The sequence below is a fragment of the Corynebacterium sp. HMSC074E01 genome (genome assembly GCF_001808885.1).
Classification (GTDB): domain Bacteria; phylum Actinomycetota; class Actinomycetes; order Mycobacteriales; family Mycobacteriaceae; genus Corynebacterium.
Genome location: NZ_KV794854.1, coordinates 123599 through 145441 on the forward strand (window position 1 = coordinate 123599; position 21843 = coordinate 145441).

At 61.4% G+C, this 21843-nt stretch carries 22 protein-coding genes; 5 read left to right on the top strand and 17 right to left on the bottom strand.

What is annotated here, in order from left to right; translation table 11 throughout:
- Positions 1 to 38 precede the first annotated feature (38 nt).
- The 13 genes from def to pyrR form a co-directional block, all read right to left on the bottom strand.
- A complete protein-coding gene (gene def / locus HMPREF2537_RS10005) occupies positions 39 to 548 on the bottom strand; it encodes a peptide deformylase (RefSeq protein ID WP_070528468.1) in 510 nt (169 codons plus the stop codon).
- Between the two features lie 95 nt (positions 549 to 643).
- Entirely contained in the window at positions 644 to 2686 is a 2043-nt protein-coding gene (locus HMPREF2537_RS10010; RefSeq protein ID WP_070528471.1) for a primosomal protein N', read from the bottom strand.
- 11 nt (positions 2687 to 2697) lie between these two features.
- Positions 2698 to 3921, bottom strand: coding sequence for a methionine adenosyltransferase (gene metK / locus HMPREF2537_RS10015; protein ID WP_070528473.1), 1224 nt, complete (start codon positions 3919 to 3921; stop codon positions 2698 to 2700).
- 115 nt (positions 3922 to 4036) lie between these two features.
- Positions 4037 to 5296 carry a bifunctional phosphopantothenoylcysteine decarboxylase/phosphopantothenate--cysteine ligase CoaBC gene (gene coaBC, locus HMPREF2537_RS10020; protein WP_070528475.1) on the bottom strand — a complete coding sequence of 420 codons (1260 nt, stop codon included), beginning with the start codon at positions 5294 to 5296 and terminating at the stop codon, positions 4037 to 4039.
- A gap of 160 nt (positions 5297 to 5456) precedes the next feature.
- Positions 5457 to 5759 (bottom strand): DNA-directed RNA polymerase subunit omega, encoded by a 303-nt coding sequence (gene rpoZ / locus HMPREF2537_RS10025; RefSeq protein WP_010186799.1) that lies wholly within the window; start codon positions 5757 to 5759, stop codon positions 5457 to 5459.
- Positions 5760 to 5797: 38 nt separating this feature from the next.
- Positions 5798 to 6367, bottom strand: coding sequence for a guanylate kinase (gene gmk, locus HMPREF2537_RS10030; RefSeq protein WP_010186800.1), 570 nt, complete (start codon positions 6365 to 6367; stop codon positions 5798 to 5800).
- A gap of 8 nt (positions 6368 to 6375) precedes the next feature.
- Positions 6376 to 6696 (bottom strand): integration host factor, actinobacterial type, encoded by a 321-nt coding sequence (gene mihF / locus HMPREF2537_RS10035; protein WP_010186801.1) that lies wholly within the window; start codon positions 6694 to 6696, stop codon positions 6376 to 6378.
- 270 nt (positions 6697 to 6966) lie between these two features.
- Positions 6967 to 7815 (bottom strand): orotidine-5'-phosphate decarboxylase, encoded by an 849-nt coding sequence (pyrF, locus tag HMPREF2537_RS10040; RefSeq protein WP_070528478.1) that lies wholly within the window; start codon positions 7813 to 7815, stop codon positions 6967 to 6969.
- Complete coding sequence (gene carB / locus HMPREF2537_RS10045) at positions 7799 to 11140, bottom strand: carbamoyl-phosphate synthase large subunit (protein WP_070528481.1); 3342 nt, start codon at positions 11138 to 11140, stop codon at positions 7799 to 7801. The genes pyrF and carB overlap by 17 nt, the downstream gene beginning before the upstream one ends.
- A 30-nt stretch (positions 11141 to 11170) precedes the next feature.
- Positions 11171 to 12334, bottom strand: coding sequence for a glutamine-hydrolyzing carbamoyl-phosphate synthase small subunit (gene carA / locus HMPREF2537_RS10050; RefSeq protein WP_070528483.1), 1164 nt, complete (start codon positions 12332 to 12334; stop codon positions 11171 to 11173).
- 105 nt (positions 12335 to 12439) lie between these two features.
- Positions 12440 to 13798 (bottom strand): dihydroorotase, encoded by a 1359-nt coding sequence (locus HMPREF2537_RS10055; protein ID WP_070528486.1) that lies wholly within the window; start codon positions 13796 to 13798, stop codon positions 12440 to 12442.
- A gap of 44 nt (positions 13799 to 13842) precedes the next feature.
- Positions 13843 to 14814 (bottom strand): aspartate carbamoyltransferase catalytic subunit, encoded by a 972-nt coding sequence (locus HMPREF2537_RS10060; protein WP_070528489.1) that lies wholly within the window; start codon positions 14812 to 14814, stop codon positions 13843 to 13845.
- Positions 14815 to 15405, bottom strand: coding sequence for a bifunctional pyr operon transcriptional regulator/uracil phosphoribosyltransferase PyrR (pyrR, locus tag HMPREF2537_RS10065; protein ID WP_010186814.1), 591 nt, complete (start codon positions 15403 to 15405; stop codon positions 14815 to 14817).
- A 160-nt stretch (positions 15406 to 15565) separates the two neighbouring features.
- Between pyrR and HMPREF2537_RS10070 the strand changes: the two genes are divergently transcribed.
- The 5 genes from HMPREF2537_RS10070 to HMPREF2537_RS10090 are packed head-to-tail and all read left to right on the top strand — an operon-like array spanning position 15566 to position 19081.
- The gene (locus HMPREF2537_RS10070) at positions 15566 to 16963 is read left to right on the top strand and encodes a TIGR01777 family oxidoreductase (protein WP_070528491.1); all 1398 of its coding nucleotides are present in this window, start codon (positions 15566 to 15568) and stop codon (positions 16961 to 16963) included.
- A gap of 28 nt (positions 16964 to 16991) precedes the next feature.
- Complete coding sequence (locus tag HMPREF2537_RS10075) at positions 16992 to 17507, top strand: YbjN domain-containing protein (protein WP_070528493.1); 516 nt, start codon at positions 16992 to 16994, stop codon at positions 17505 to 17507.
- Complete coding sequence (locus HMPREF2537_RS10080) at positions 17500 to 18021, top strand: YbjN domain-containing protein (RefSeq protein WP_070444961.1); 522 nt, start codon at positions 17500 to 17502, stop codon at positions 18019 to 18021. The genes HMPREF2537_RS10075 and HMPREF2537_RS10080 overlap by 8 nt, the downstream gene beginning before the upstream one ends.
- A complete protein-coding gene (locus HMPREF2537_RS10085; protein WP_070528499.1) occupies positions 18018 to 18554 on the top strand; it encodes a hypothetical protein in 537 nt (178 codons plus the stop codon). Before HMPREF2537_RS10080 ends, HMPREF2537_RS10085 begins: the two co-directional genes overlap by 4 nt.
- Positions 18551 to 19081 (top strand): YbjN domain-containing protein, encoded by a 531-nt coding sequence (locus tag HMPREF2537_RS10090; RefSeq protein ID WP_070528501.1) that lies wholly within the window; start codon positions 18551 to 18553, stop codon positions 19079 to 19081. The genes HMPREF2537_RS10085 and HMPREF2537_RS10090 overlap by 4 nt, the downstream gene beginning before the upstream one ends.
- 3 nt (positions 19082 to 19084) lie before the next feature.
- On the opposite strand, the gene HMPREF2537_RS10095 is transcribed toward HMPREF2537_RS10090, so the two are convergent.
- From HMPREF2537_RS10095 to rsmD, 4 genes are read right to left on the bottom strand one after another with little or no spacing between them, the layout of a single operon-like run.
- Positions 19085 to 19939 (bottom strand): PPK2 family polyphosphate kinase, encoded by an 855-nt coding sequence (locus HMPREF2537_RS10095; RefSeq protein WP_210383649.1) that lies wholly within the window; start codon positions 19937 to 19939, stop codon positions 19085 to 19087.
- Positions 19940 to 19964: 25 nt separating this feature from the next.
- Positions 19965 to 20720 (bottom strand): sulfite exporter TauE/SafE family protein, encoded by a 756-nt coding sequence (locus HMPREF2537_RS10100; RefSeq protein ID WP_070528510.1) that lies wholly within the window; start codon positions 20718 to 20720, stop codon positions 19965 to 19967.
- A gap of 6 nt (positions 20721 to 20726) precedes the next feature.
- Entirely contained in the window at positions 20727 to 21203 is a 477-nt protein-coding gene (gene coaD / locus HMPREF2537_RS10105; RefSeq protein WP_070444976.1) for a pantetheine-phosphate adenylyltransferase, read from the bottom strand.
- Between the two features lie 2 nt (positions 21204 to 21205).
- Positions 21206 to 21808: a 16S rRNA (guanine(966)-N(2))-methyltransferase RsmD gene (rsmD, locus tag HMPREF2537_RS10110; RefSeq protein WP_070528513.1), complete on the bottom strand. Its 603-nt coding sequence runs from the start codon at positions 21806 to 21808 to the stop codon at positions 21206 to 21208.
- Positions 21809 to 21843 lie beyond the last annotated feature (35 nt).

Below are 21843 nucleotides of genomic sequence, written 5' to 3' on the forward strand. Positions count from 1 at the left end.
TAATCGATGCGTGGCCGCACTGTCGTTCGAGCGTGCGGCTATGAGTTGAACCACTCCGCTTGGCGGATGGTCTTCATGGATTCTTTGCGCAAGTCGTCGCTCAGGCGCTGGAGGAACAAGACACCGTCCAGGTGATCTGTTTCGTGCTGTATGCAGCGCGCCATAAGCCCCGAAGCCAGCATCGATACAGGCCGGCCCTGCGGGTCATAGCCGCGCAGTCGCACCGTGGAGAATCTCTCGGTGGCCTGCGAAATACCTGGGATGGAGAGGCAGCCCTCAGTTCCTAACTGCGTTTCCTCCCCAACCGCTTCCCACTCCGGGTTAATAACCGCACCGCGCAGGCCGTGCTGGAAGTGCGAGCAATCGAAGACAAAGATGCGTTTGGTCACGCCGATCTGGTTGGCAGCTAATCCGACTCCCCCAGCATCTTCCATGGTTTCCAGCATGTCCTGGGCCAAGCGTTCCAGTGACGGCCCGAACTCGGTGATCTCCTCGGCACGGGTGGTCAGAACCGGATCGCCATAAAGGCGAACCTCGCGCACGGTCATAGTGGTACTCCTCGAGGGCTAAACAGTGTGTCGGCTACCGAGAATAGTTCACCTCCAGCAGCGCGCGCCCGCCAGGGGTGAAAAGGAAGCACCTGTTAACCAATGTTGATTGGATCCACGGTAATGCGCAGCGGCAGCACATCCTTGCGTGCACTGCGCACGGAATTAGCCCTTCTCAAAGCCTGACCAAGCTCTGAACGCGGACCTAGCGGGGTACGAATCAGTAGGCGCTGCGGCTCACCGCCGCGCTCATGGTCATAGTCACCGGGCAAGCTCACTCCCGGCGGCAACGGGACGGGTCCGAGAAGCTCCGCATGTTCCGGCAGTTCCGCCAACTCCAAAAAGGCATCGAGGGAGGCATCGGCGCCGTCGACGGCCGCCATATGCACGGCCGGTGGAAAGCGTACCTCACGGCGTGCCTGCAATTCTGCTGCTGCAGCCCCCACCATGTCCCAGCGGCTCAAGAAGCCCACTAGTGGCAGCTGCTCATCGGCGGCAACAATCACCGCACCGCCGTCGCGAGCCGGCGCGACGAGAGTGGCCGCAGCCGCCCACTTGGCCAAAGTGTCCTCCGTGGCTCGCAGATCCTGGCGGCCCAGCAGCGCCCCGGTTTCCACCAAGAGAGCGGCGCCATAGAGCCCGCCCTCCGCGATGCGCGGTTCCGCGCCGGGTGTGGCGATAACCAGCGCGGGGCCGGCTGGGATCTCATCGAGGATGGTGGCGCCGCCCGACTGAATCACCCTGGTATTAGGAAAAGCGCGGCCCATCTCTTCCGCTGTGCGCTCAGACCCCAGCACGATGGCGCGCAGCCGCGGCGAGCCGCATTCGGAGCACCGATAATGCGCGTCGACGCGCCCACACCACCGGCACGAGGGCAGCGCAGCCGAATCTGTCGATTCATCCCTCGAAGCACCAGCGGAAGGCAGGCCTAAGGGGCCATTGCAATGGCGGCAACGCGCCGGGGACGCACAGTGCCCACACGCCAAAATCGGCGCGTATCCCTTACGCGGGACCTGCACGAGAACGGGCTCACCGCGATCGAGCGCTGCACGTGTGGCCTGAAATGCCGGGCCGCTGACAGCCGTGGTCCCGCCCTGCATGTGGCGGGCTAGATTAATCCCGTACGCACCCACCGCAAGGATATTGGGGCGCCTCTTCTCCAGCGCCGTATCGCTAGGGAGAAGATCGTGAGCCCACCCCGATTCAACAAGCAACTGTGCTTCTGAGGTGCGCGCATGGCCGGCAAGGATAAGGCTGCAGCCTTCCTGCGCCGAGCGAGTGCTGAGCACCTCCCGCGAATGGGCATAGGGCTTGAGGTTATCTACCAAATTATCGTCGCCGTCATTGAGAACAACGGCCAGCTTGAGGTCCTTGACTGGGGCGAAGGCTGCGGAGCGAGTACCAATGACGATCCGTGCTTGACCAGTTAAGGCGGAAAGGTAGCGACGATAACGGGCCTGGGGCCCAGTACTATGTGCGAGGACAGTGATCTGTTTGGCGGAGACGTGGCGGCGAAACGCCGCCTCCAGGCAATCCAAGTCACGCTGATCGGGGACGACCATGAGCACGCCCCCGCCCTGCAGCGCCACGCTGGTGCCGAGGGCTGCCAAAGCGCCGGCCCAGTCTTCCCCGGGTGCAATCTGCCAGGCTGCCCGGGCAATGTGCCCCGACAAAACCGAATCTACGAAGGACTCACCGTGCTGATAGCCCGACCACGCGGAGAGATCCGGATGCTCGGCAGTACCAAGTTCCTCCCACGGCGTATCGACGTCCGCTTCTTCGGCCTTGGCGTGGCGCGCCGGGATCGCGGTGCGAATGATGTCGGAGCGCACGCCGCCATAACGCGCCGCGAGGGATTCGATGAGCGCCGACATTGTCGGGGTGTACACCGAGTAGGGAGAAATGACGCGGTCGATATAGCGAAGCGAACCCGCGTAGTCGGAATCGCTAGCTCGCGACAACAAGATGGCGTCTACCAGACGGCCGTTGAACCGGATACGCACCCGTACTCCGGGCTGGGCTGCCTGTGAGTCCGATTCATCGATGAGGTAATCGAACTCTCGGTCTAGGTGAGCTACCCCTAACAAAGGCAACACCCGCGCAACCGGTTGCTGGGCGGCGGGTGTCTTCTTGGGCATAGGGCCCGATTCTACAGGTCGACGGCGCGGCGCAGGTCGTCGGCTCGCGAGGTGTCCTCCCACGGCAGTTCGACATCGGTGCGCCCGAAGTGTCCGTAGGCTGCAGTCTGGCGATAGATTGGGCGCTGGAGGTCGAGCTCGCGAATAATCGCGGCTGGGCGCAGGTCGAAGACCCTATTTACCGCTGTCTGAATGTCAGCATCGCTCAAACCCTCGTGGGCAGTGCCGAAGGTCTCCACATACAGACCGACCGGCTTTGCACGTCCAATGGCGTAGGCAACCTGTACCTCGGCGCGGTCTGCCAAGCCAGCGGCCACGATGTTCTTAGCCACCCAGCGCATAGCGTAAGCCGCGGAACGGTCCACCTTGCTTGGGTCCTTACCGGAGAACGCACCGCCGCCGTGGCGAGCCATACCGCCGTAGGTATCCACGATGATCTTGCGGCCGGTCAAGCCCGCATCACCCATCGGCCCACCCAGAATGAAGGAACCGGATGGGTTGATGAGAAGCTCAGTGTCTTCGGTGTAGTACTGGCTCAAGTCAGCATCGTTCACGACCCACTCGACGACGTGGGTGCGAAGTTGCTCGGCCAACCACTCCTGGGTCACTTCCGGATCATGCTGCGTGGAGATGACGATCGTCTCCAAGCGCGTCGGCACATCATTTTCGTCGTAAGCGAAGGTGACCTGAGTCTTTCCATCCGGGCGCAGCGAAGGCACAATGCCTTCCTTACGGACGTGGGTAAGACGGCGCGAAAGGTGGTGAGCCGTCGAAATCGGCAGCGGCATAAACTCTGGAGTTTCGTTCGTTGCGTAGCCGAACATGAGGCCCTGATCACCAGCGCCATACTGGTCATCATCCTCAAACGTTCCCGAACGCACCTCTGTGGAGGCGTCGACGCCGGCCCCAATCTCTTGGGACTGTTCACCAATGGCCACGTTGACACCACAGGTATGGCCATCAAAGCCCACATCGGAAGAGGTAAAACCGATCTCTACGAGGGTCTTGCGGACGATCTGCGGGATTTCAACATAACCGGAGGTACGCACCTCGCCCACGACGTGGACTTGGCCCGTCGTCACGAGGGTCTCCACAGCAACGTGGGCGTCAGGATCTTCCTCCAGAAGGGCGTCAAGAATGGCGTCCGAGATCGCGTCACAAATCTTATCCGGGTGACCTTCTGTCACGGATTCGCTAGTAAAAAGGCGCACTGCCTGAGCAGCTTTATCAGTCACAAATCTTCCTTAAACTAATTCTGCGCGCCGTGGGCAGGACTTCGCCTCGCCCACGCCTCGGCTGTTAACACCGCCCCATCGTAGACCAAGCGGTCTACAGCTGCAAGAACGAGTGCTACTTTTCCAATATTTCATTCACCACATCAAGAATCTGTGCGGCCACAACCTGCTTTGAGCCCGGGGCAACCACCACTGGGTCGGAAGAGCGACGAAGGATCCACCCGGCACTTGTGGCTTGGCCAAAGACCTTGCCCTCCCCGACCTCGTTAGCCATGAGCACATCACAGCCCTTCTTCATAAACTTCTGCTGGGCATACTCGAGCACGCTAGTAGTCTTATCACCAGTCTCGGCAGCAAAGCCAACGATGATTGCCTCGCGCTTTAGTTCACCATTCTCTCGCCGCTGCACCAGCCCCTTGAGTATGTCCGGGTTCTCCACTAGCTCCAGGCTAGCCAAATCATCATCGGCTGCGCCCTTCTTCATCTTCGAATCCGCGACGGACGCTGGACGGTAGTCGGCGACAGCCGCGGCCATGATAATGATGTCGGCATCGGCAGCTTCCCTATTCATCGCCTCCTGCATATCCCGCGTCGATGTCACGCGCACCACGGAAGCGCCTGCAGGGATGGGAAGCGCTTCAGTATTTCCAGCGACAATAGTGACATCCGCCCCGCGTTGCGCAGCGATCTCCGCCAAAGCAAAGCCCTGGCGTCCAGAAGAGCGGTTGCCAAGGTAGCGCACTGGATCGAGGTTCTCTTGGGTACCTCCGGCAGAGATCACAACCTTCCGGCCCTGCCAATTATGGTCCACGCGATGCCCCGCGATAGTCGTGCGGGCAAACTCCGCTATCTGCTCCGGCTCCGGCAGGCGGCCGGCACCCGTATCCGTGCCGGTGAGACGACCATGCGCCGGCTCCATCACGGTGATGCCGCGGCGGCGCAACGTTGCCACATTGTCCTGGGTTGCTGGGTTCAGCCACATCTCGGTATGCATAGCGGGGGCAATGATGACGGGGCATGTAGCAACGAGTACGGAAGCGCTCAACAGGTCGTCAGCGCGGCCACAGGCCAACCGGGCGATAAGGTCTGCGGTGGCAGGGGCAATGACGACCGCATCAGCCTGCTGCCCCAAGGAAACGTGTTGGACCTCATCCACGGCATCAAAGACGGTTGTGGAGACGGGATGTCCTGACAAAGCTTCGAAGGTGGCTGCCCCTACGAAGTTCAACGCGGCCTCCGTGGGAACGACGCGAACATCATCGCCGTGCTCTTTAAAGTCCCGAATAAGGTGACACGCCTTATAGGCAGCAATTCCGCCTGCCACGCCGATAAGGATTCGGCGGCCCCCTGCGGACTCGGTCGGCGCAGGTTTCAACTCTGAACTATCTGGGGTTTTCTGTACGTCCTTCACTCGGCCGATAGTACCCAAGACACAGCAAACCCACCGAAGCGTCTGGGAAACACTTGGGTGGGTTTTGATTCAGAATGGCGCTAAGACACTTGAAGAAGCTGCCTTTGCCTTCACGATGAACGGGCTAGTTGCCTTCCTCGTGGTCCAGCAGGCCAGCGTCAATCTCGCGGAGGGCGATGGACAGCGGCTTCTCACCCGGTTCCGGGGTTACCAGCGGTCCGACGAACTCAAAGACGCCTTCATCCTGTTCCTGGTAGTAGCTGTTGATCTGGCGTGCGCGCTTAGCGGCGAAGATCACCAGAGCGTACTTGGACGAGACCTTGCCCAGCAGTTCATCAATCGGCGGATCGGTAATACCCGTCGGCGGATCGAATACTGGCTCCGGCTTCACGGCCTCAGAATTGGCAGGTGTGGTCACGTTGGTCACATGCACCTTTACTGTTGGTAGATGGTCAAAATCGTGGTCTATCCACGCAGGATAGCACTAATTGCAGCAACGGCCTCATCGAGATCTTCATTCACAACGATGTGGTCGAATTCCTTTTGCGCGGCAAGTTCCGTCTCTGCAGTATGCAGTCTGCGGTCAATGACATCCTGCGGTTCGGTCCCGCGCCCAGTCAGGCGTTCAACCAGAACTTCCCAGGACGGTGGGGCAAGAAACACGGTTTCCGCCTCCGGCATCGCCGCCTTCACGTTGCGAGCGCCTGCAAGATCAACCTCCACCAACACCGGACGGCCGGCCGCCATCGCTTCCTGCACCGGCTGAGCCGGCGTCCCGGAGCGCTGCAAACCACCGTGGATCTCAGCCCATTCGAGCATGTCACCGGCATCAATGTGTTCTTGGAAAGCCTCCGGGGAGACAAAGAAGTAATCCACCCCATCAGTCTCGCCGGGACGGGGTTGGCGCGTCGTCATTGAGACGCTGAAGTAGAGGTTGTCAACATCATCACGCAGGCGCGAAACCACAGTGGACTTACCCACAGCGGACGGCCCGGCCAAAACGACCAGGCGCCCGCGTGCAGTTTCGTCAGCCATTGTGCTAATTACTCGCCGTAGCCGAAACGCTCGAGCAGGGCGCGACGCTGACGGTCACCCAGGCCACGCAGGCGGCGGGTCTGAGCAATCTCCAGGTCCTCCATGATTTCCTTGGCCTTGACCTTGCCAACCTTCGGCAGAGCCTCGAGGAGAGCGGAGACCTTGGTCTTGCCGATGATCTCGTCGGTCTCGGCCTTCTCCAGAACTTCCTGCAGGTTGGTCTCGCCGCGCTTCAGCGCAGCCTTGAGCTCAGCGCGAGCCTTGCGGGCCTCAGCGGCCTTTGCGAGAGCTTCTTTGCGCTGCTCATCTGTCAACTTGGGAAGGGCCACGGGTTTCCTCCGATTTCATTAGTACGAACATTGTCATCTGATGGCTAGCACCAGAATCTCGGCTCACGGTGGGAAGATTTCCCCAGCGCGGGATAGCTTTTGCTACCTCCACGAACCGACTTCTGGCAATCCTAGCACTGGTCTGTACGCGGTGACGTAACGCGGCCCCTTTCTTTTAAAGGTTCCTGCACGTCAACGCACATGCCTTAAACAAAATACCAGGTAAACAGCGCTCCTGTTAATCCAGCGCGCTGTTAATTACCCGTCGTCTTAGTCCCGAAACTCTGAGGCGGTGTCGATAACGGCTTTGCGCAGGTCAGTAACCTCGGGGCCCGCCGAAAGGATGGCCCTGGAGACGTTAGCAAAGCCCAGTTCAGGCGCCGCAGAGGTGAGTTGCCTAACATCTGCGGGCGTTGCGCCTTGCGCACCGACGCCCGGCAGCAGCACTGGGCCGTTTAATTGGTCTAATGCAGGCGGAGCCTCCAACGTCGCGCCCACGACCACGCCGAGAGCACCCACGGTGTTGTTTGGCCCCGCCGCAGACGCATTGCGCTGAGCAAGCTCATCGACGACTCGTTGCGCCACGCTGCGGCCGCCCACGCTCAGCGACTGCAACGCCACGGCCTCTGGGTTAGAGGTTGCCGCAAGGACGAAGACTCCACGCCCAGTGTCCTCCGCTAGGTCGAAGACTGGCCTCAATGCACCCACGCCGAGGTAGGGCGAGACCGTTACTGCATCGGAACACAACGGCGAGTCCTCCCCCAGCCAGGCCTGTGCGTAGCCGGCCATGGTGGAACCGATGTCTCCGCGCTTAGCATCGGCCAGGCTAAGACAGCCCTGTTCCCGAAGGCCCGCCAGGGCCTCCTCGAGTACTGCGAAGCCGCGGGAGCCGAAACGCTCAAAAAAGGCCACCTGCGGCTTCACCACCGCGGCGGTCTCGGCGAAGGCTTCCACGCAACGCAACGTAAACGTGCGCAAACCGTCCACATCAACCGACAGGCCCCAGGCCTCCAGCAGGTGCGGGTGCGGGTCGATGCCCACGCACAGGCGCCCGCGCTCCGCACCGGCTGCCACGAGGCGTTCACCGAAAGACGGCGTCTTCCTAGTTTGCTGGGTCATGCTCAAGCTCCTGCAGCGCGCGTACCTTGAGGTCTCCGCGCCGCAAGGCCTCGATGCCCTGCACGGCGGCGGTCACGCCCTGGACGGTGGTCACCAACGGAATGCCCACAGATACGGCAGCAGCGCGGATGTCATAGCCGTCGTGCCGGGCGCCGGCGGAGCCTGCCGGGGTGTTGAGGATGAGATCAACCTTTCCAGCGAGAATCTGGTCCACGATGGACTCCTCGCCTTCCGTGGCCTCCGAGACCTTCACCGCCACCTCGCACTCCACGCCGTTGCGACGCAACATCTGCGCAGTACCTGCCGTAGCGACGATGGTGTAGCCCATGTAGGCCAGCCGCTGAATCGGGAAGATAAGCGTGCGCTTATCGCGGTTAGCTACGGAGACGAACACGGTTCCCTCGGTGGGCAGCTCGCCGAAGGCGGCCATCTCACCCTTGGCATAGGCAGCGCCGAAGTTATCAGCCAAGCCCATCACCTCACCGGTGGACTTCATCTCCGGCGAGAGCAAGGTATCCAGCAGCTGGCCGTCGGGGCGACGGAAGCGGTTGAACGGCAACACAGCTTCCTTGACGGCAATCGGGTGCTCTAGCGGCAGGGAACCACCGTCGTAAGTCGACGGGATGATGCCTTCTTCGCGCAGCTCGGCGATGGACGCCCCCAGCATGACGCGCGCGGCGGCCTTGGCCAGCGGCACGCCGGTGGCCTTGGAGACGAAAGGCACGGTGCGGGAGGCACGAGGGTTGGCCTCGATGACGTAGAGAGTGTCATCCTTCAGGGCGTACTGAACGTTCATCAGGCCCTTGACGCCGATGCCGTGCGCTAGGCGACGCGTCGACTCCCGCACCTTCTCAATATCCTCCGGGCCCAGCGTCATCGGCGGCAGCGCGCAGGAAGAGTCACCGGAGTGAATACCGGCTTCCTCGATGTGCTCCATCACGCCGCCGAGGTATACCTCTTCACCGTCGCACAGCGCGTCGACGTCGATCTCAATGGCGTTATCCAGGAAGCGGTCAACCAGGACGGGGTGATCCGAGGTGATCTCGGTAGCGCGCTCAATGTAATCGCGCAGCGAATCTTCGTCGTAGACGATCTCCATGCCGCGGCCACCCAGCACGTAGGACGGGCGGACCAGCACCGGGTACCCGATGTTTGCGGCAACCTGACGCGCCTCTTCAAAGGAGGTAGCGGTGCCGAAGGCCGGTGCGGGCAGCTCGGCTTCGGCGAGAACCGTGCCGAATTCACCGCGGTCCTCGGCCAAGTCGATGGCGGCGGCCGAGGTTCCCACGACCGGAACGCCAGCAGCCGTCAGGCGCTCAGCCAGGCCCAGCGGGGTCTGTCCACCCAGCTGAACGATGACGCCGGCAACCTCACCACATGCAGCTTCCGCGTGATAGACCTCCATGACATCCTCGAAAGTCAGCGGCTCGAAGTAGAGTCGGTCTGCAGTGTCATAGTCAGTCGACACCGTCTCTGGGTTGCAGTTAACCATAACCGTCTCGTAGCCCTCACGGGAAAGCTCCAGCGCTGCGTGCACGCAAGAGTAATCAAACTCGATGCCCTGACCGATGCGGTTCGGGCCAGAGCCCAAGATGATGACCTTGCCCTTAGTCTTCTCGTCGCTTGCGCGGACCTCGGACTCAGCGTTCGGGTCCATTTCATAAGCGCTGTAGTGGTACGGGGTCTGGGCCTCAAACTCACCCGCACAAGTATCAACGGTCTTGTACACCGGGCGAATGCCCAAAGACCAGCGCAGGGAACGCACGCCATCTTCACCGGCGAACTCTGGGCGAAGAGCAGCAATCTGGGCGTCGGACAGGCCGAAGACCTTAGCGCGGCGCAGTAATTCAGCGTCCAGGACCGGCGCGCTCACGAGCTCCTCGCGGAACTCTACGAGCGCCTCAAGTTCGGCAAGGAACCACGGGTCAATGTGCGAGTGCTCGTGCAACTGCTCCACCGTGGCACCGAGGCGCAGAGCCAACTCGACATCGTAGATGCGGCCCTCGGTCGGGCGCTCCAGGTCCTTGAGAACGGCCTCCACGTCCGTTGCGCGCTCCCCAGCGAAGTACTCATCCGGCTTGGTCCAGAAGCCAGAAGGCTTGCCCTCCAGCGAGCGCATGACCTTATTCAGGCCAGAGATGTAGTTGCGGCCGATACCCATGGCCTCGCCCACAGACTTCATCGTGGTGGTCAGGGTGTCATCGGCGCCCGGGAACTTCTCGAAAGCAAAGCGCGGAGCCTTGACAATGACATAGTCAAGCGTTGGCTCGAAGGCCGCCGGGGTCACGCCGGTGATATCGTTGCGCACCTCATCCAGGGTGTAGCCAATAGCCAGCTTGGCAGCCAGCTTGGCAATCGGGAAACCTGTGGCCTTAGAGGCCAGCGCGGAAGAGCGGGACACGCGCGGGTTCATCTCAATGGTGATGATGCGGCCATCATCCGGGTTTACAGCGAACTGGATATTGCAGCCGCCGGTGTCAACGCCGACCTCGCGGATGATGGCGATACCCTGGTCGCGCATCTTCTGGTACTCGCGGTCCGTGAGGGTCAATGCTGGGGCCACGGTAACGGAATCACCGGTGTGAACGCCGAGGGCGTCGACGTTCTCGATGGAGGCGATGACCACCACGTTATCGTCGCCGTCACGCATGAGCTCAAGCTCGAACTCCTTCCAGCCCAGGATGGACTCCTCAATGAGGACGTTCGCCTCCGGCGAGGCAGCTAAGCCGCCGCCAGCAATGCGCTCAAGGTCCTCCTCGTTGAAGGCCAGACCAGAGCCCAGGCCGCCCATGGTGAAGGAGGGGCGTACAACGACCGGGAGGCCAAGCTCAGCGACGGTCTCGTGGACCTCCTCCATCGTGTGGCACACACGGGAGCGCGCGGATTCACCGCCGATGGAGGCGACAATATCCTTGAACTTCTGGCGGTCCTCGCCACGCTCGATGGCGTCGATATCAGCACCGATGAGCTCGATATCGTACTTCTTCAGAATACCCAGGCGGTCCAGCTGCACCGCGGCGTTCAGAGCGGTCTGGCCGCCGAGTGTGGCCAGCACCGCGTCGATTGGGTTTCCCTCTTCCTTTTCCTTCTGGAAGATCTTCTCAATGAACTCAGGCTCAATGGGCTCCACGTAGGTGTGGTCGGCGAATTCCGGGTCCGTCATGATCGTTGCCGGGTTGGAGTTGACCAGCGTGACGCGCAGGCCTTCTTCCTTGAGCACGCGGCAGGCTTGGGTGCCGGAGTAGTCAAACTCGCAGGCCTGACCAATAACAATCGGACCGGAGCCGATAACCAGGACGTGATTGATGTCGTTGCGCTTTGGCATGTGTTGCTTCTTCCTCTTCCTGGTTGCGTTCTACTTGTTCGGGGACTTTTCAGTCATGAGCTCGATGAACTGGTCAAAGAGCGGGTTGGCATCGTGTGGGCCGGCGGCGGACTCCGGGTGGTACTGCACGGAGTAGGCCATGCCATCCTTGAGCGCAACGCCTTCGATGGTGTTGTCGTTGAGGCAGGTGTGGGAGACCACTGCTGGGCCGAAGTCGGTATCGAATTCCTCACCGGCCGGGTCTTCCTTGCCCGAGGGGCTGGCCAAGGCAAAGCCGTGGTTCTGGGAGGTGATATCGATCTTTCCGGTGAGCTGGTTGCGCACCGGAACGTTGATGCCGCGGTGGCCGAATTTCAGCTTGTAGGTCTCCATACCCAGCGCACGGCCGAGGATCTGGTTGCCAAAGCAGATGCCGAAGAAGGGGTACTTGGCAGCAAGGATGTCGCGGACGATGCCGACCATGGTGTCAGCGGTAGCCGGGTCGCCCGGGCCGTTGGAGACAAACACGCCATCTGGGTTGTACTGCTTGATCTCCTCGAACGGGGTGTTGGCGGGAACCACGATGGTCTCGATGCCACGCTCGGCGAAGTTTTTCGGGGTGGCGGTCTTGACTCCCATGTCATAGGCCACGACGGTGAAGCGCTTCTCCCCTACTGGCGGGAAGGTGTAGACCTCATCGGTCGAGACCTCTGCGGACAAGTCGAGTCCAGCCATGGAAGGTTGGTTCTTGACCTCAGCGATGAGCTCATCGACGTCCCTCTCAGCAGCCTCGCCGGAGAAGATTCCGGCCTTGATTGAGCCGTGATTGCGCAGGTGGCGCACCAAGGTGCGCGTATCGATTCCGCCAATGCCGATGATTCCCTGCTTCTCCATCTCCTCCGACAGAGAGCGGGCGGCACGCCAGTTGGAGACGCGGCGGGCCAGATCACGGATAACGAGGCCGGCGACCCAGATTTTGTCGTCGTGGGACTCGTTGTCCTCATCGTTCCAGCCCGTATTGCCAATCTGCGGCGCGGAGGCGACGACGATCTGGCGATGGTAAGACGGGTCCGTCATGGTCTCCTGGTAGCCCGTCATGGCGGTGGTGAAGACTGCCTCGCCCAGGGTCGTACCGGTGGCGCCGAAGCCGAAGCCTCGGAAGGTGCGGCCATCAGCGAGAACCAGAATGGCGGGGGTGGTGGTAGTGGAAGTCACTGTGTGTTGGACCTTTCAGTGAATTTTCTCGGTGAAGGGTTGGGTGTGTGGGGATGTGCGTTGGTTACTTAAGTGTCGAGCAACTCTGATTGTCGATTATCCCGATTACTCGGCCGCCTCGCTGGCGCTTTCAGCAGCAAGGTCGTAGGTCACTGCGCCACGCAGGATGGTGTAGGCCACTCGTGCACCGAATTCCTCCCCCTCATAGGGGTTATTCTCCGACTTCGACGCCAGGCGCGTGGAATCCGATACCCACTTGTGCTCGGGATCGACGATGGTGAGGTTGGCCGGCTCGCCGACTGCAATCGGGCGACCATGGCCGGGCAGGCGGGTAATCTCTGCCGGACGCTCTGACATGACGCGGGCGACGAAGCGCCAGTCAGCCAGGCCGGTGGCGACGAAGAGCTTGGCGATGACCGCCAGGGAGGATTCCAGGCCCAGCATGCCCGGCTTAGCGTGCTCGAACTCGACGCACTTGTCTTCGCTGCCGTGCGGCGCGTGGTCGGTCGCTACGACGTCGATAAGCCCGTCAAGCAATGCTTGGCGCAGGGCCAGGGTGTCGGATTCCTCCCGCAGCGGTGGGTTGACGCGGAAGACGCCGTCGTAGGTCACCAGCTTGTCATCGGTCAACAGCAGGTGGTGCGGGGTCACCTCTGCAGTCAGCGGGATGCCCTGTTCCTTGGCCCACTTGAGCAGCTCGACGGTGCCCTTCGTCGAAGCGTGGCAAATGTGCATGCGGTTGCCGTAGTCACGCGCGAGCAGTGCGTCGCGGGCGACGATGGATTCCTCGGCCACACGCGGCCAGCCGCGCAAGCCTAGGCGGGCTGCGACCTCGCCCTCGTGGGCGCTCGCGCCTTCGGTCATGCGGTGATCTTCTGCGTGCTGGGCCAGCAAGACGTCAAGCCCCTTGGCATATTCCAAGGCACGGCGCATGAGCTGCGGGTCTTGGACGCACTTGCCGTCGTCGGAGAACATGCGCACCTTGGCATCCGAGCGGGCCATCATGCCGAACTCGGTCAGCGTTTTACCCTCGAGGCCCTTCGTGATGGATCCAACCGGATGCACATCGCACAGGCCGCGTGCCTGGCCCTTGGCCCAAACGGACTCCGCGATGATCGGCTGGTCCGTGACCGGGGAGGTATTCGGCATGGTGAACACGGCAGTAAACCCTCCCTTGGCGGCGGCCCGCGAGCCGGTCTCGATGGTTTCTGTGTCCTCGCGGCCCGGCTCACGCAGGTGGACGTGCATGTCCACCAGGCCCGGCAGCAGCACGTTGCCGCCCCCGTCGATGGTGCGGTCGACGCCTTCCGCTGGGTTGATATCGGCGGCGCCGATCGCCTCGATGACGCCATCCTTGATCAGAAGGCTAGTGGGCTCGCCTTCGCCATAAGGGCGGACGTTGGTGATGAGCAAGGTGCCCGCCGCAGGAGCCGAGAGCACGCCGGTGTCTGGATAAGTAGTCATGGTTTCTGAAAAGCTCTCCTCGTTGGTATGTGAGATAACTCGATTTAGATACCGGCGTTCTCGCCGTTGGTGAGCAGCGTAAAGAGGGTGGCCATGCGCACGTGGACACCGTTGTGGACCTGCTGGAGCACCGCGGTGTTGTCATAGTCAGCCACCGCGTAGTTGATTTCCATGCCGCGGACCATGGGGCCCGGGTGCATGATGATGGCGTGCTTCTTCATAGCAGCAGCGCGGTCCTTGGACATCCCGTAAAGAGCCGCATACTCGCGGTGCGAGGGGAAGAAGCCGCCGTTCATACGCTCTGCTTGGACGCGCAGCATCATGACGACATCGGCCTTGGCCACCTCGGAGTCGAAGTCATGGGAGACGCGCACCGGCCAGGTGTCGACGCCAAAGGGCAGTAGCGTCGGCGGAGCGACAAGCGTAACCTCAGCGCCCAACGTCGACAGCAGGTCCACGTTGGAGCGCACGACGCGGGAGTGCAGGCAGTCACCGACGATGGTGACGTTCAGTCCCTCGAAACCGGTGCCTGCGGCGCAACGATCCGCGCCCAGGTGCAGGCGCTGGCGCATCGTGACGGCGTCGAGAAGCGCCTGCGTGGGGTGCTGGTGAGAGCCATCGCCGGCGTTGATGACGCTCGGCCCCTGCCCTTCGGGCGCCACCCAGCCGGCGAGCTGCTGCGCCGCGCCCGAAGAAGGGTGGCGCATGATGATGGCATCGGCACCAATGGAGGCCAAGGTCAACCCGGTGTCCTTGAGGGACTCACCCTTCTTGACCGAGGACGTCGAGGCAGAGAGGTTGATGACATCTGCCGACATCCACTTACCCGCCGTCTCGAAAGAAGAACGTGTACGGGTGGAGTTTTCATAGAACAAGGTGAAAACGGTGCGCCCGCGCAGAGTGGGCAGTTTCTTGACTTCGCGGCCTTCGAGGGCTTCCCGGAAACGGTCGGCCTCATCCATCAGCCCGAGGATCTCCTCGGCGCTGTGGTCGGCGATATTAATGAGGTGCTTCATTTATGCCTCCTTGCCGGGCTGTGCAGTGAAGCGGGTAAGAACGACGGCATCGCGGCCATCGATATCGGCGTTGTACACGGTGACGTCCTCGTCGCGTGCGGTGGGGATGTTCTTGCCCACGTAATCAGCACGGATGGGCACCTGGCGGTGCCCGCGGTCCACGAGGACGGCAAGTTGGATGATGTCGGGGCGCCCGATATCGGCCAAGGCGTCCAGCGCGGCGCGGATGGTGCGGCCGGAGTACAGGACGTCGTCGACAAGGATCACGGTGGCGCCGTTAATGCCGCCATCAGGCACCGTCGTAGGCTGCAATGCACGGTGCGGGCGGGCATAAAGATCATCCCGGTACAACGTGATGTCTAGGGAACCCCAAGGAACCTCCACCCCGGAGAATTCCTCAATTTTTTCGGCAAGACGCTGTGCCAAAGGCACGCCACCAGAGGGAATGCCTAAGAGCAGGACTCGAGGGGAATCACTCGAATCAAGCGCCGTCTTTTCAATAATCTGGTGCGCGATGCGTGCGACAGTGCGCGCGACGTCTTTCGAGCTCAGCAGCTCGTTGGACTCCGCGTGGGTGCCGGTTTCACTCATCGTGACCTCCTTCCCCGCCTCACGGTGCGGTCTTTAAAGGATGTCGGACAATGGTTAATAGGACTTGTCTATGCTTGAAAGCCAGCACTAACCATAGCACTCTTCCGGCGTGCTGTGTACGCCCTCGCACCCCGAATCTTTTGAGGCAGGTCCCTAGACAGTGAGTTTTACTACCCAGCACGTTGTTCCAGCCCCGCGTGATGAGGTTTGGCAATGGCACACCCGTCCGGGAGCGCTCGCGCGCCTCACCGCGCCTTTCGGTTTCATGACTCCCCTGCGGCAGGCCGAGTCATTAGCTGATGGGACTTCTATCTTGGGGTTTCCTGGCGGCCTAAAATGGGTCGCCCGGCACGATTTGAGTAGGTATCAACCGCGGCGTTCCTTCGCTGATGTCTGTATCAACGCCCCCTTCCGTTCGCTGGCCAATTGGCGCCACGAACACTTCTTTGAGGACCACTCAGAGGGCACGCTCATCACCGACAAGGTGGATACCCGCATCCCCACGGGGCCAGTGGAATCGATTTTTGCGTACCGGCAGCAACAGCTTATTGAGGACTTTCGCTTTGCTCAGCGGCTGGGTGCTCTCAACGCCGAGCCCCGCACAATCGCAATAACCGGTACGCACGGCACGATAGGCACGGCTGTGGCCGCACAGCTCGGCACGTTGGGCCACACCGTCATTCCGCTCGTGCGCTCTAACCCGGGAGCCGGCGAGCGCCTGTGGCGGCCTACTTTGCCCGCCAAAAACTTGCTGGACGGCGTTGATATCCTCATCCACCTGGCCGGTGAGCCGATTTTCGGGCGTTTTAATACCGCGCACAAAGAAGCTATTCGGGATTCACGTGTAGGCCCTACTCACCTGCTGGCGCAGCTGGCGGCCGAAACATCCTCTGTGACCGCGATGGTCTGCGCCTCCGCGATCGGCATCTACGGTCCGGACCGGGGCGATGAAGTACTGACCGAAGACTCGGAGCGCGGTGAGGGCTTTCTGGCCGATGTCGTGGCGGCGTGGGAGGATGCCTGCGCGCCGGCACGTGAAGCCGGAAAACGAGTGGTGAACCTGCGCACCGGGATCGTGCAATCAGCCAACGCGGGAATCCTGCCGCTGCTGCGGGCGCTGTTTTCTACCGGACTGGGCGGCTCATTTGGCAAGGGCAACATGTGGAATAGCTGGGTCGCGCAGGATGATCTCTCAGATATGTTCGTCCGCGCCGCGCTCGACCCTGCCTGGAGCGGTGCCATCAACGCAGTCTCTCCCAACCCGGAGCTCAATCGCGATTATGTGGATGCCCTCGGCTCACTCCTTCATAGGCCGACCGTCATCCCCATTCCCAGTGTCGGTCCGGCGCTGCTGCTGGGTAAGGAAGGGGCACGTGAGCTGGCGCTGGCCAACCAAAAGGTTCTGCCCACCCGCGCGGAAGCGCTGAGCCATACCTTCCGCTACCCCGACATCGCTCCAGCGCTCGCCCATGAGCTCGGCGGTGAAAAACTCTTCGAGGCCCCCACCTGCGCACCCGAGGAAGACGGCTCCGGTAGTGTCGGGGCCGGAAAAGATTAAGAAAAATGTAGCGAAGTGAGTAGAAGAATTGACGGACACCACTAATCATGATGACGCGCAGCAGCGCCAGCTGGAGCCTGACACACCCATCGACGAAGTCAGCCTCGAGCGCATAGCGGAAATCTTTGAGTCAGAGGGCCTGGAATACCGCATCGAAGAGCAGAAGACCCAGGACGGCCAGACGGTCAACCTTTTGCGCACCGGCTTCTCCAACGCCGCCATAGCCTTCCAGCTGGTTGGTTCCTACCTCATCGTCGATTCCGTATGGCGCGGCTCTGTCCCCGCCTCCGAAGGCCCTGCGTTGCTCATGCACATCAATGCCTGGAACCAGGACCACTTCACGCCGACGTTCCGCTTCTTCGAGGCACCAGACAACGCTTTGGCGGTCTCGGGTGCGCGTGATCTGGACGTGACGCATGGTGCATCCCGCAACCAGCTCGGCGCGTTCGTCATGTCCACCCTGGATGCCGTGTTGCAGTCCTTCGAGTGGATTGAACAGCAGTACCCGCAGCTCGTCACCTGGAAGGAGCACAACCATGACTAATCCGACAACGCCTACCGCCGAGGATCCGCACGCACTACCAGAGGTCACCCTCGACCGCATCATCGAGGCAATGAAGACCTTCGACATCGAACTCGAGCCGGTCACCGGTCGCGACGACGCCGCTACAGCAAACCTCAACGGTCTGCCGTGCATGTTCGCCGTGCTGGAGAGCGTCGCCATCGTGCGTTGCGATGTACCAACGGACGTCAACTACGCCAAAGCTGACGCAGGCCTTTTCCTGGCAGCCAACCAGATTAACTCCGTGGCCATGGGTGCCCGCGCAGTGATCGCGGACTTCGACGGCATGCTCCTCGTACGCACCGAGGCTGACATTCCTTGCGCGGCCGGTATGACCGATGAACAACTCGCAGCCGCCCTACGCGCCTCCGTGGACGGCGTCATCAACGCCCAGAACGCCATGGTCGCCGCTGCCGAAGAAATGGCCAAGCTCGGTTCCGAGTCTGCCGCGCAGGCGGGCGAGGGTGCCGAGGGCGCTCAGGGTGAGCAGCAGTGACCGATCTCCACGTGGTTGAGCCGGTCACCATAGACAGGTTGGCGCAGTTGTGCGAGCTTATCGACGCCGACTATGCACTCATCGAGGCAACCCCAGAGCCAGAAGACGACGCTGACGCTGGCGCTGCCGCTGCCGCCGACAGCGCCGAATCCGCGCGCCGCGTGCTGCAGACCGGTGTTCCCCATATCGCAGTGCACTGTGAGCTCGACCCTGAAGGCGAGGTACTCAGCGCCTTCGCCTCGTGGGAGGGCATTCTTCCGGCACACCTCGAGCCGGAGGTGGCCGCCGTGGTGGCGGAGTTGAACTGGGCCAGCGTTGCGCCCACCCTGAACTTCCTCGTAGAAGAGGATGCGAAGGGTAACGCGGAGATTCACCTAGGCGCCAACCGTGCCATGGCTGTGGGTGAAGGCCTCTCCTTGGCTCAGCTCGGTCATTTCCTGCTGAGTTCACTGGCCAGCTTCGCTGAGATCTTCGACATCGTGGCGCAGCGCTTCCCGCTGGCTGTCACCTGGGACAAGGAGGAGCAACCATGAGCCAGGACTGGAACCAGAACCAGAACACAACCGCCAGTTCCGATCCTTTCGACATTCTCTCCGGATCACCGCTGCCAGCCGTCGACCGGGACCGCGTGTTGAGCGTGCTCAACGGCGCCGAGCTGGATATGGCGGCCACCGCGCATCCTGAGGACGCGACAAGCGTAGTTGCCCGCCTTAACGACCTTGACTGGGTCATCACCGTGGAGGAGGGCCTCGTGCGCATCGAGAGCGTACTGTCCACACAGCTCGACGCTGACATGCTCCCCATCTTCCATGTCCTCTGCAACGAGTTCAATGCGGGCGCGTTCGATGGGCGCGCGCTCGTCGGGCTGTCTGAGGATGAGGTTGAGCTGCGCGGTGATGCATGCTTCGTCACCACTGCTGGTCTGAACGAGGACCAGCTCTTTCACGCACTCAACCTCGGCATCATCAATGCGCAAGAAGCGCTGCTGTCTGTTCTGGACGCGTTTAACGCCGCCGCCCGTGAGCTGGCCAGCGACGTCGATGGTACAGAGAGCGACTAGCTCTTAGTCAGCGTCCTTAATGCGCTGGCGCTCGACTTCCGGATCAAAGTCGGGCGCCGGCCATTCCAGGTCGAGGTGGCGCAGGAGATCCACGATGAGGAACTTCAGCGCCATCCGGGCATATTTCTTGTTATCGGTGGGGATGACGTACCAGGGTGCGTAGTTTTCGTCAGTACGTTGAATAGCATCCTGATAGGCCGCCATGTAGTCATCCCAATAGGCTCGTTCCTCCACATCGGAAGGGTCATACTTCCAGAACTTGTCTTCCCGATCCGTGCGCTCGAGCAAATTCTCCTTCTGGGCCTCCTTGGACAGGTGAAGGAAGATTTTGATGACCTTGACTCCCTTGGCTGTTAGTTCCAGCTCATAGTCGCGGATGGCCTCGATGCGCCGATCCACCTCTTCTTCATCCACCCACTCGTGCACGCGCTGAATGAGGACATCCTCATAGTGGGAGCGGTCGAAGGCCACGATTTGTCCCGGCTGCGGGTCGTGTTTGCGGATACGCCACAGGAAGTCATGCTCTAGCTCCTCTTCGGTAGGTTTACCGAAGCCCACAGTCGTGGTTCCTTGCGGGTCGAAGGTGCTCAATACGTGACGGATAGCCCCGCCTTTGCCCGAGGTATCCATGCCCTGCAGGACGATGAGCACCGCTGGGGCGTCCTCACCATAGCTGCGGCCGTTGGCAAAAAGTCGCTCCTGCAGCTCATAGAGCTCGTCATCGTACTTGGAGAAGCGGGCGTCGAGCGCCGCCTTATCGCCGTCGAAGCCCGGCGTTGCCGAAGCATCAACCGAGTCAATCTGAAAATTCTTGCCCGCGCGCAGGGCGAGCGCGTCCTCAATCTTGAATTTCGCCATGGACTCCACCATACCGAGACGCTGTTTAAGCACCCAGGGTGAAAAGGCCTCGCAGCAATGCGCTGAGCGCTCCTAGGCTGGCCAGCCACAGTGATAGCTTATGGGCCTTGTCCCGAGAGACGCGCCCGGCAATCTTCTTTCCTAGGAGAATGCCCACGCACATGCCAATTACCCCACAGGGCCACACCAGCCAGTGCAAACCCTCGAAACCGCCGGAGCCCAGGAAATACTTCGTAAGAACCGAAGACAATCCACCGATGACAAAGCAGGGCTGTAGGGTTGGCGCGAGTACCTCTTTGGGCCACCGCGCGGCCTGCGCATAGACCGTGATGACCGGGCCAGCTACGCCCGCGAGCGTATTGGTGAACCCTCCCACGATGCCCGCGGAGATGGCTGGGCCCGTGCCGCTCATCTGCGGGACGAACTTGCGCCCAAAGACCACCACGGCCAGCGCAATCAATAAGGCGCCACCAACCAGAACCAACAATGCCGCGGTATCAATACGCGCGATGAGCAGTGCCGCCGGGATAGAGCCGAGGACCATGAAAGGCCCGATGCGCAGCCACTTTCCCCAGTCCACATTCTCACGCATCGAATAGGTCGTGAGGATGGCATTGAGGCAGGCCAAAACGTTGATGACCATGATGCCTTCGACTGGCCCGAGGAAGAGGGTCAGGATGGGCCCACCAATAAGTCCCAGCCCCATACCGGAGACTCGCTGCAGGCAGGAGCCAGCGATGACGGTAAGGAGGACAACCAGGGGTATTGCCAGTACAGACATGTCCCCTTAGCCTCGGTAGCGTTCCATCACCGCGGCTGCCACGTGGTCCGGGAACATACCCGTCACATCACCGCCATACTGCGCTACCTGCTTGCACAGCGAGGAGGAGATATAGCCGTATTTCTCATCCGTCAGCAGAAAGACCGTATCGATTCCGGAAAGGCGCCGGTTCATCTGCGCCATCGGCAGCTCATACTCATAGTCCAAGGAGGAGCGCAAGCCCTTGACAATCGTGTCTATGCCATGGGCACTGGTGTAATCCACCAGCAATCCGCCCCACCAATCCACCTCGATCTCTGGGGAGACGGTACGGCGAATGAGGTCCACGCGCTCCTCCACGCTAAACAGCCCGGAAGGCTTGTCGGGGTTTCCCGTCACCAGCACCGTGACCTTGTCAAAAAGTTCGCTGGCGCGATTAAAAACGTCGACGTGTCCCAGCGTGATGGGATCGAAAGAGCCGGGGCATACGGCGTGGGTCGGCATGGCTAGTCCTCCTGGGTTCCGGTGGTATCGGTCTTCGAGCTATCCGCACTGCGGTGATAAATCGCCATATCAAAACGCGCGATGCCAAAGGTCCGCTTCTTAAGTTTCTGACCGGTGGGCTCAAAGCCTTCTGGCCACTGCGTGTGCGGCGAATCCACGTGGCGCTCAATGACGACTATCGCGTCATCATCCAGCACCGGCTCGATGGCGGCGAGAAGCCCATCAACATCATCGAACTCATAGGGTGGGTCCGCGAGCACCATGTCGAAGTAGCCGCGCGGTGCGGTGGCCAGGTAGGACGAAGCTTTCATCTCGCGTACCTCGACGCGCGGGTGCTTCACCACCCCAATATTGTGGCGAATGACCTTCACGGCCGCGGCATTATTCTCCACGAGGACGACTTCCTCGGCGCCACGGCTAGCTGCCTCCAGGCCTAAGGCGCCGGAGCCAGCAAACAGATCCAGCACGCGGGAATCAATGAACCCCCAGCGCACATTCAACGATGAGAACAGGCCCTCGCGGGCACGGTCGGACGTGGGCCTCGTCCCAGCTTCGGGCACCTTGATGGTGCGCCCGCGGGCTTCTCCGGCGATGATTCTGGTCATGGCTTCTACCCTATCTTCCCTCAGTTTCCCGCGGT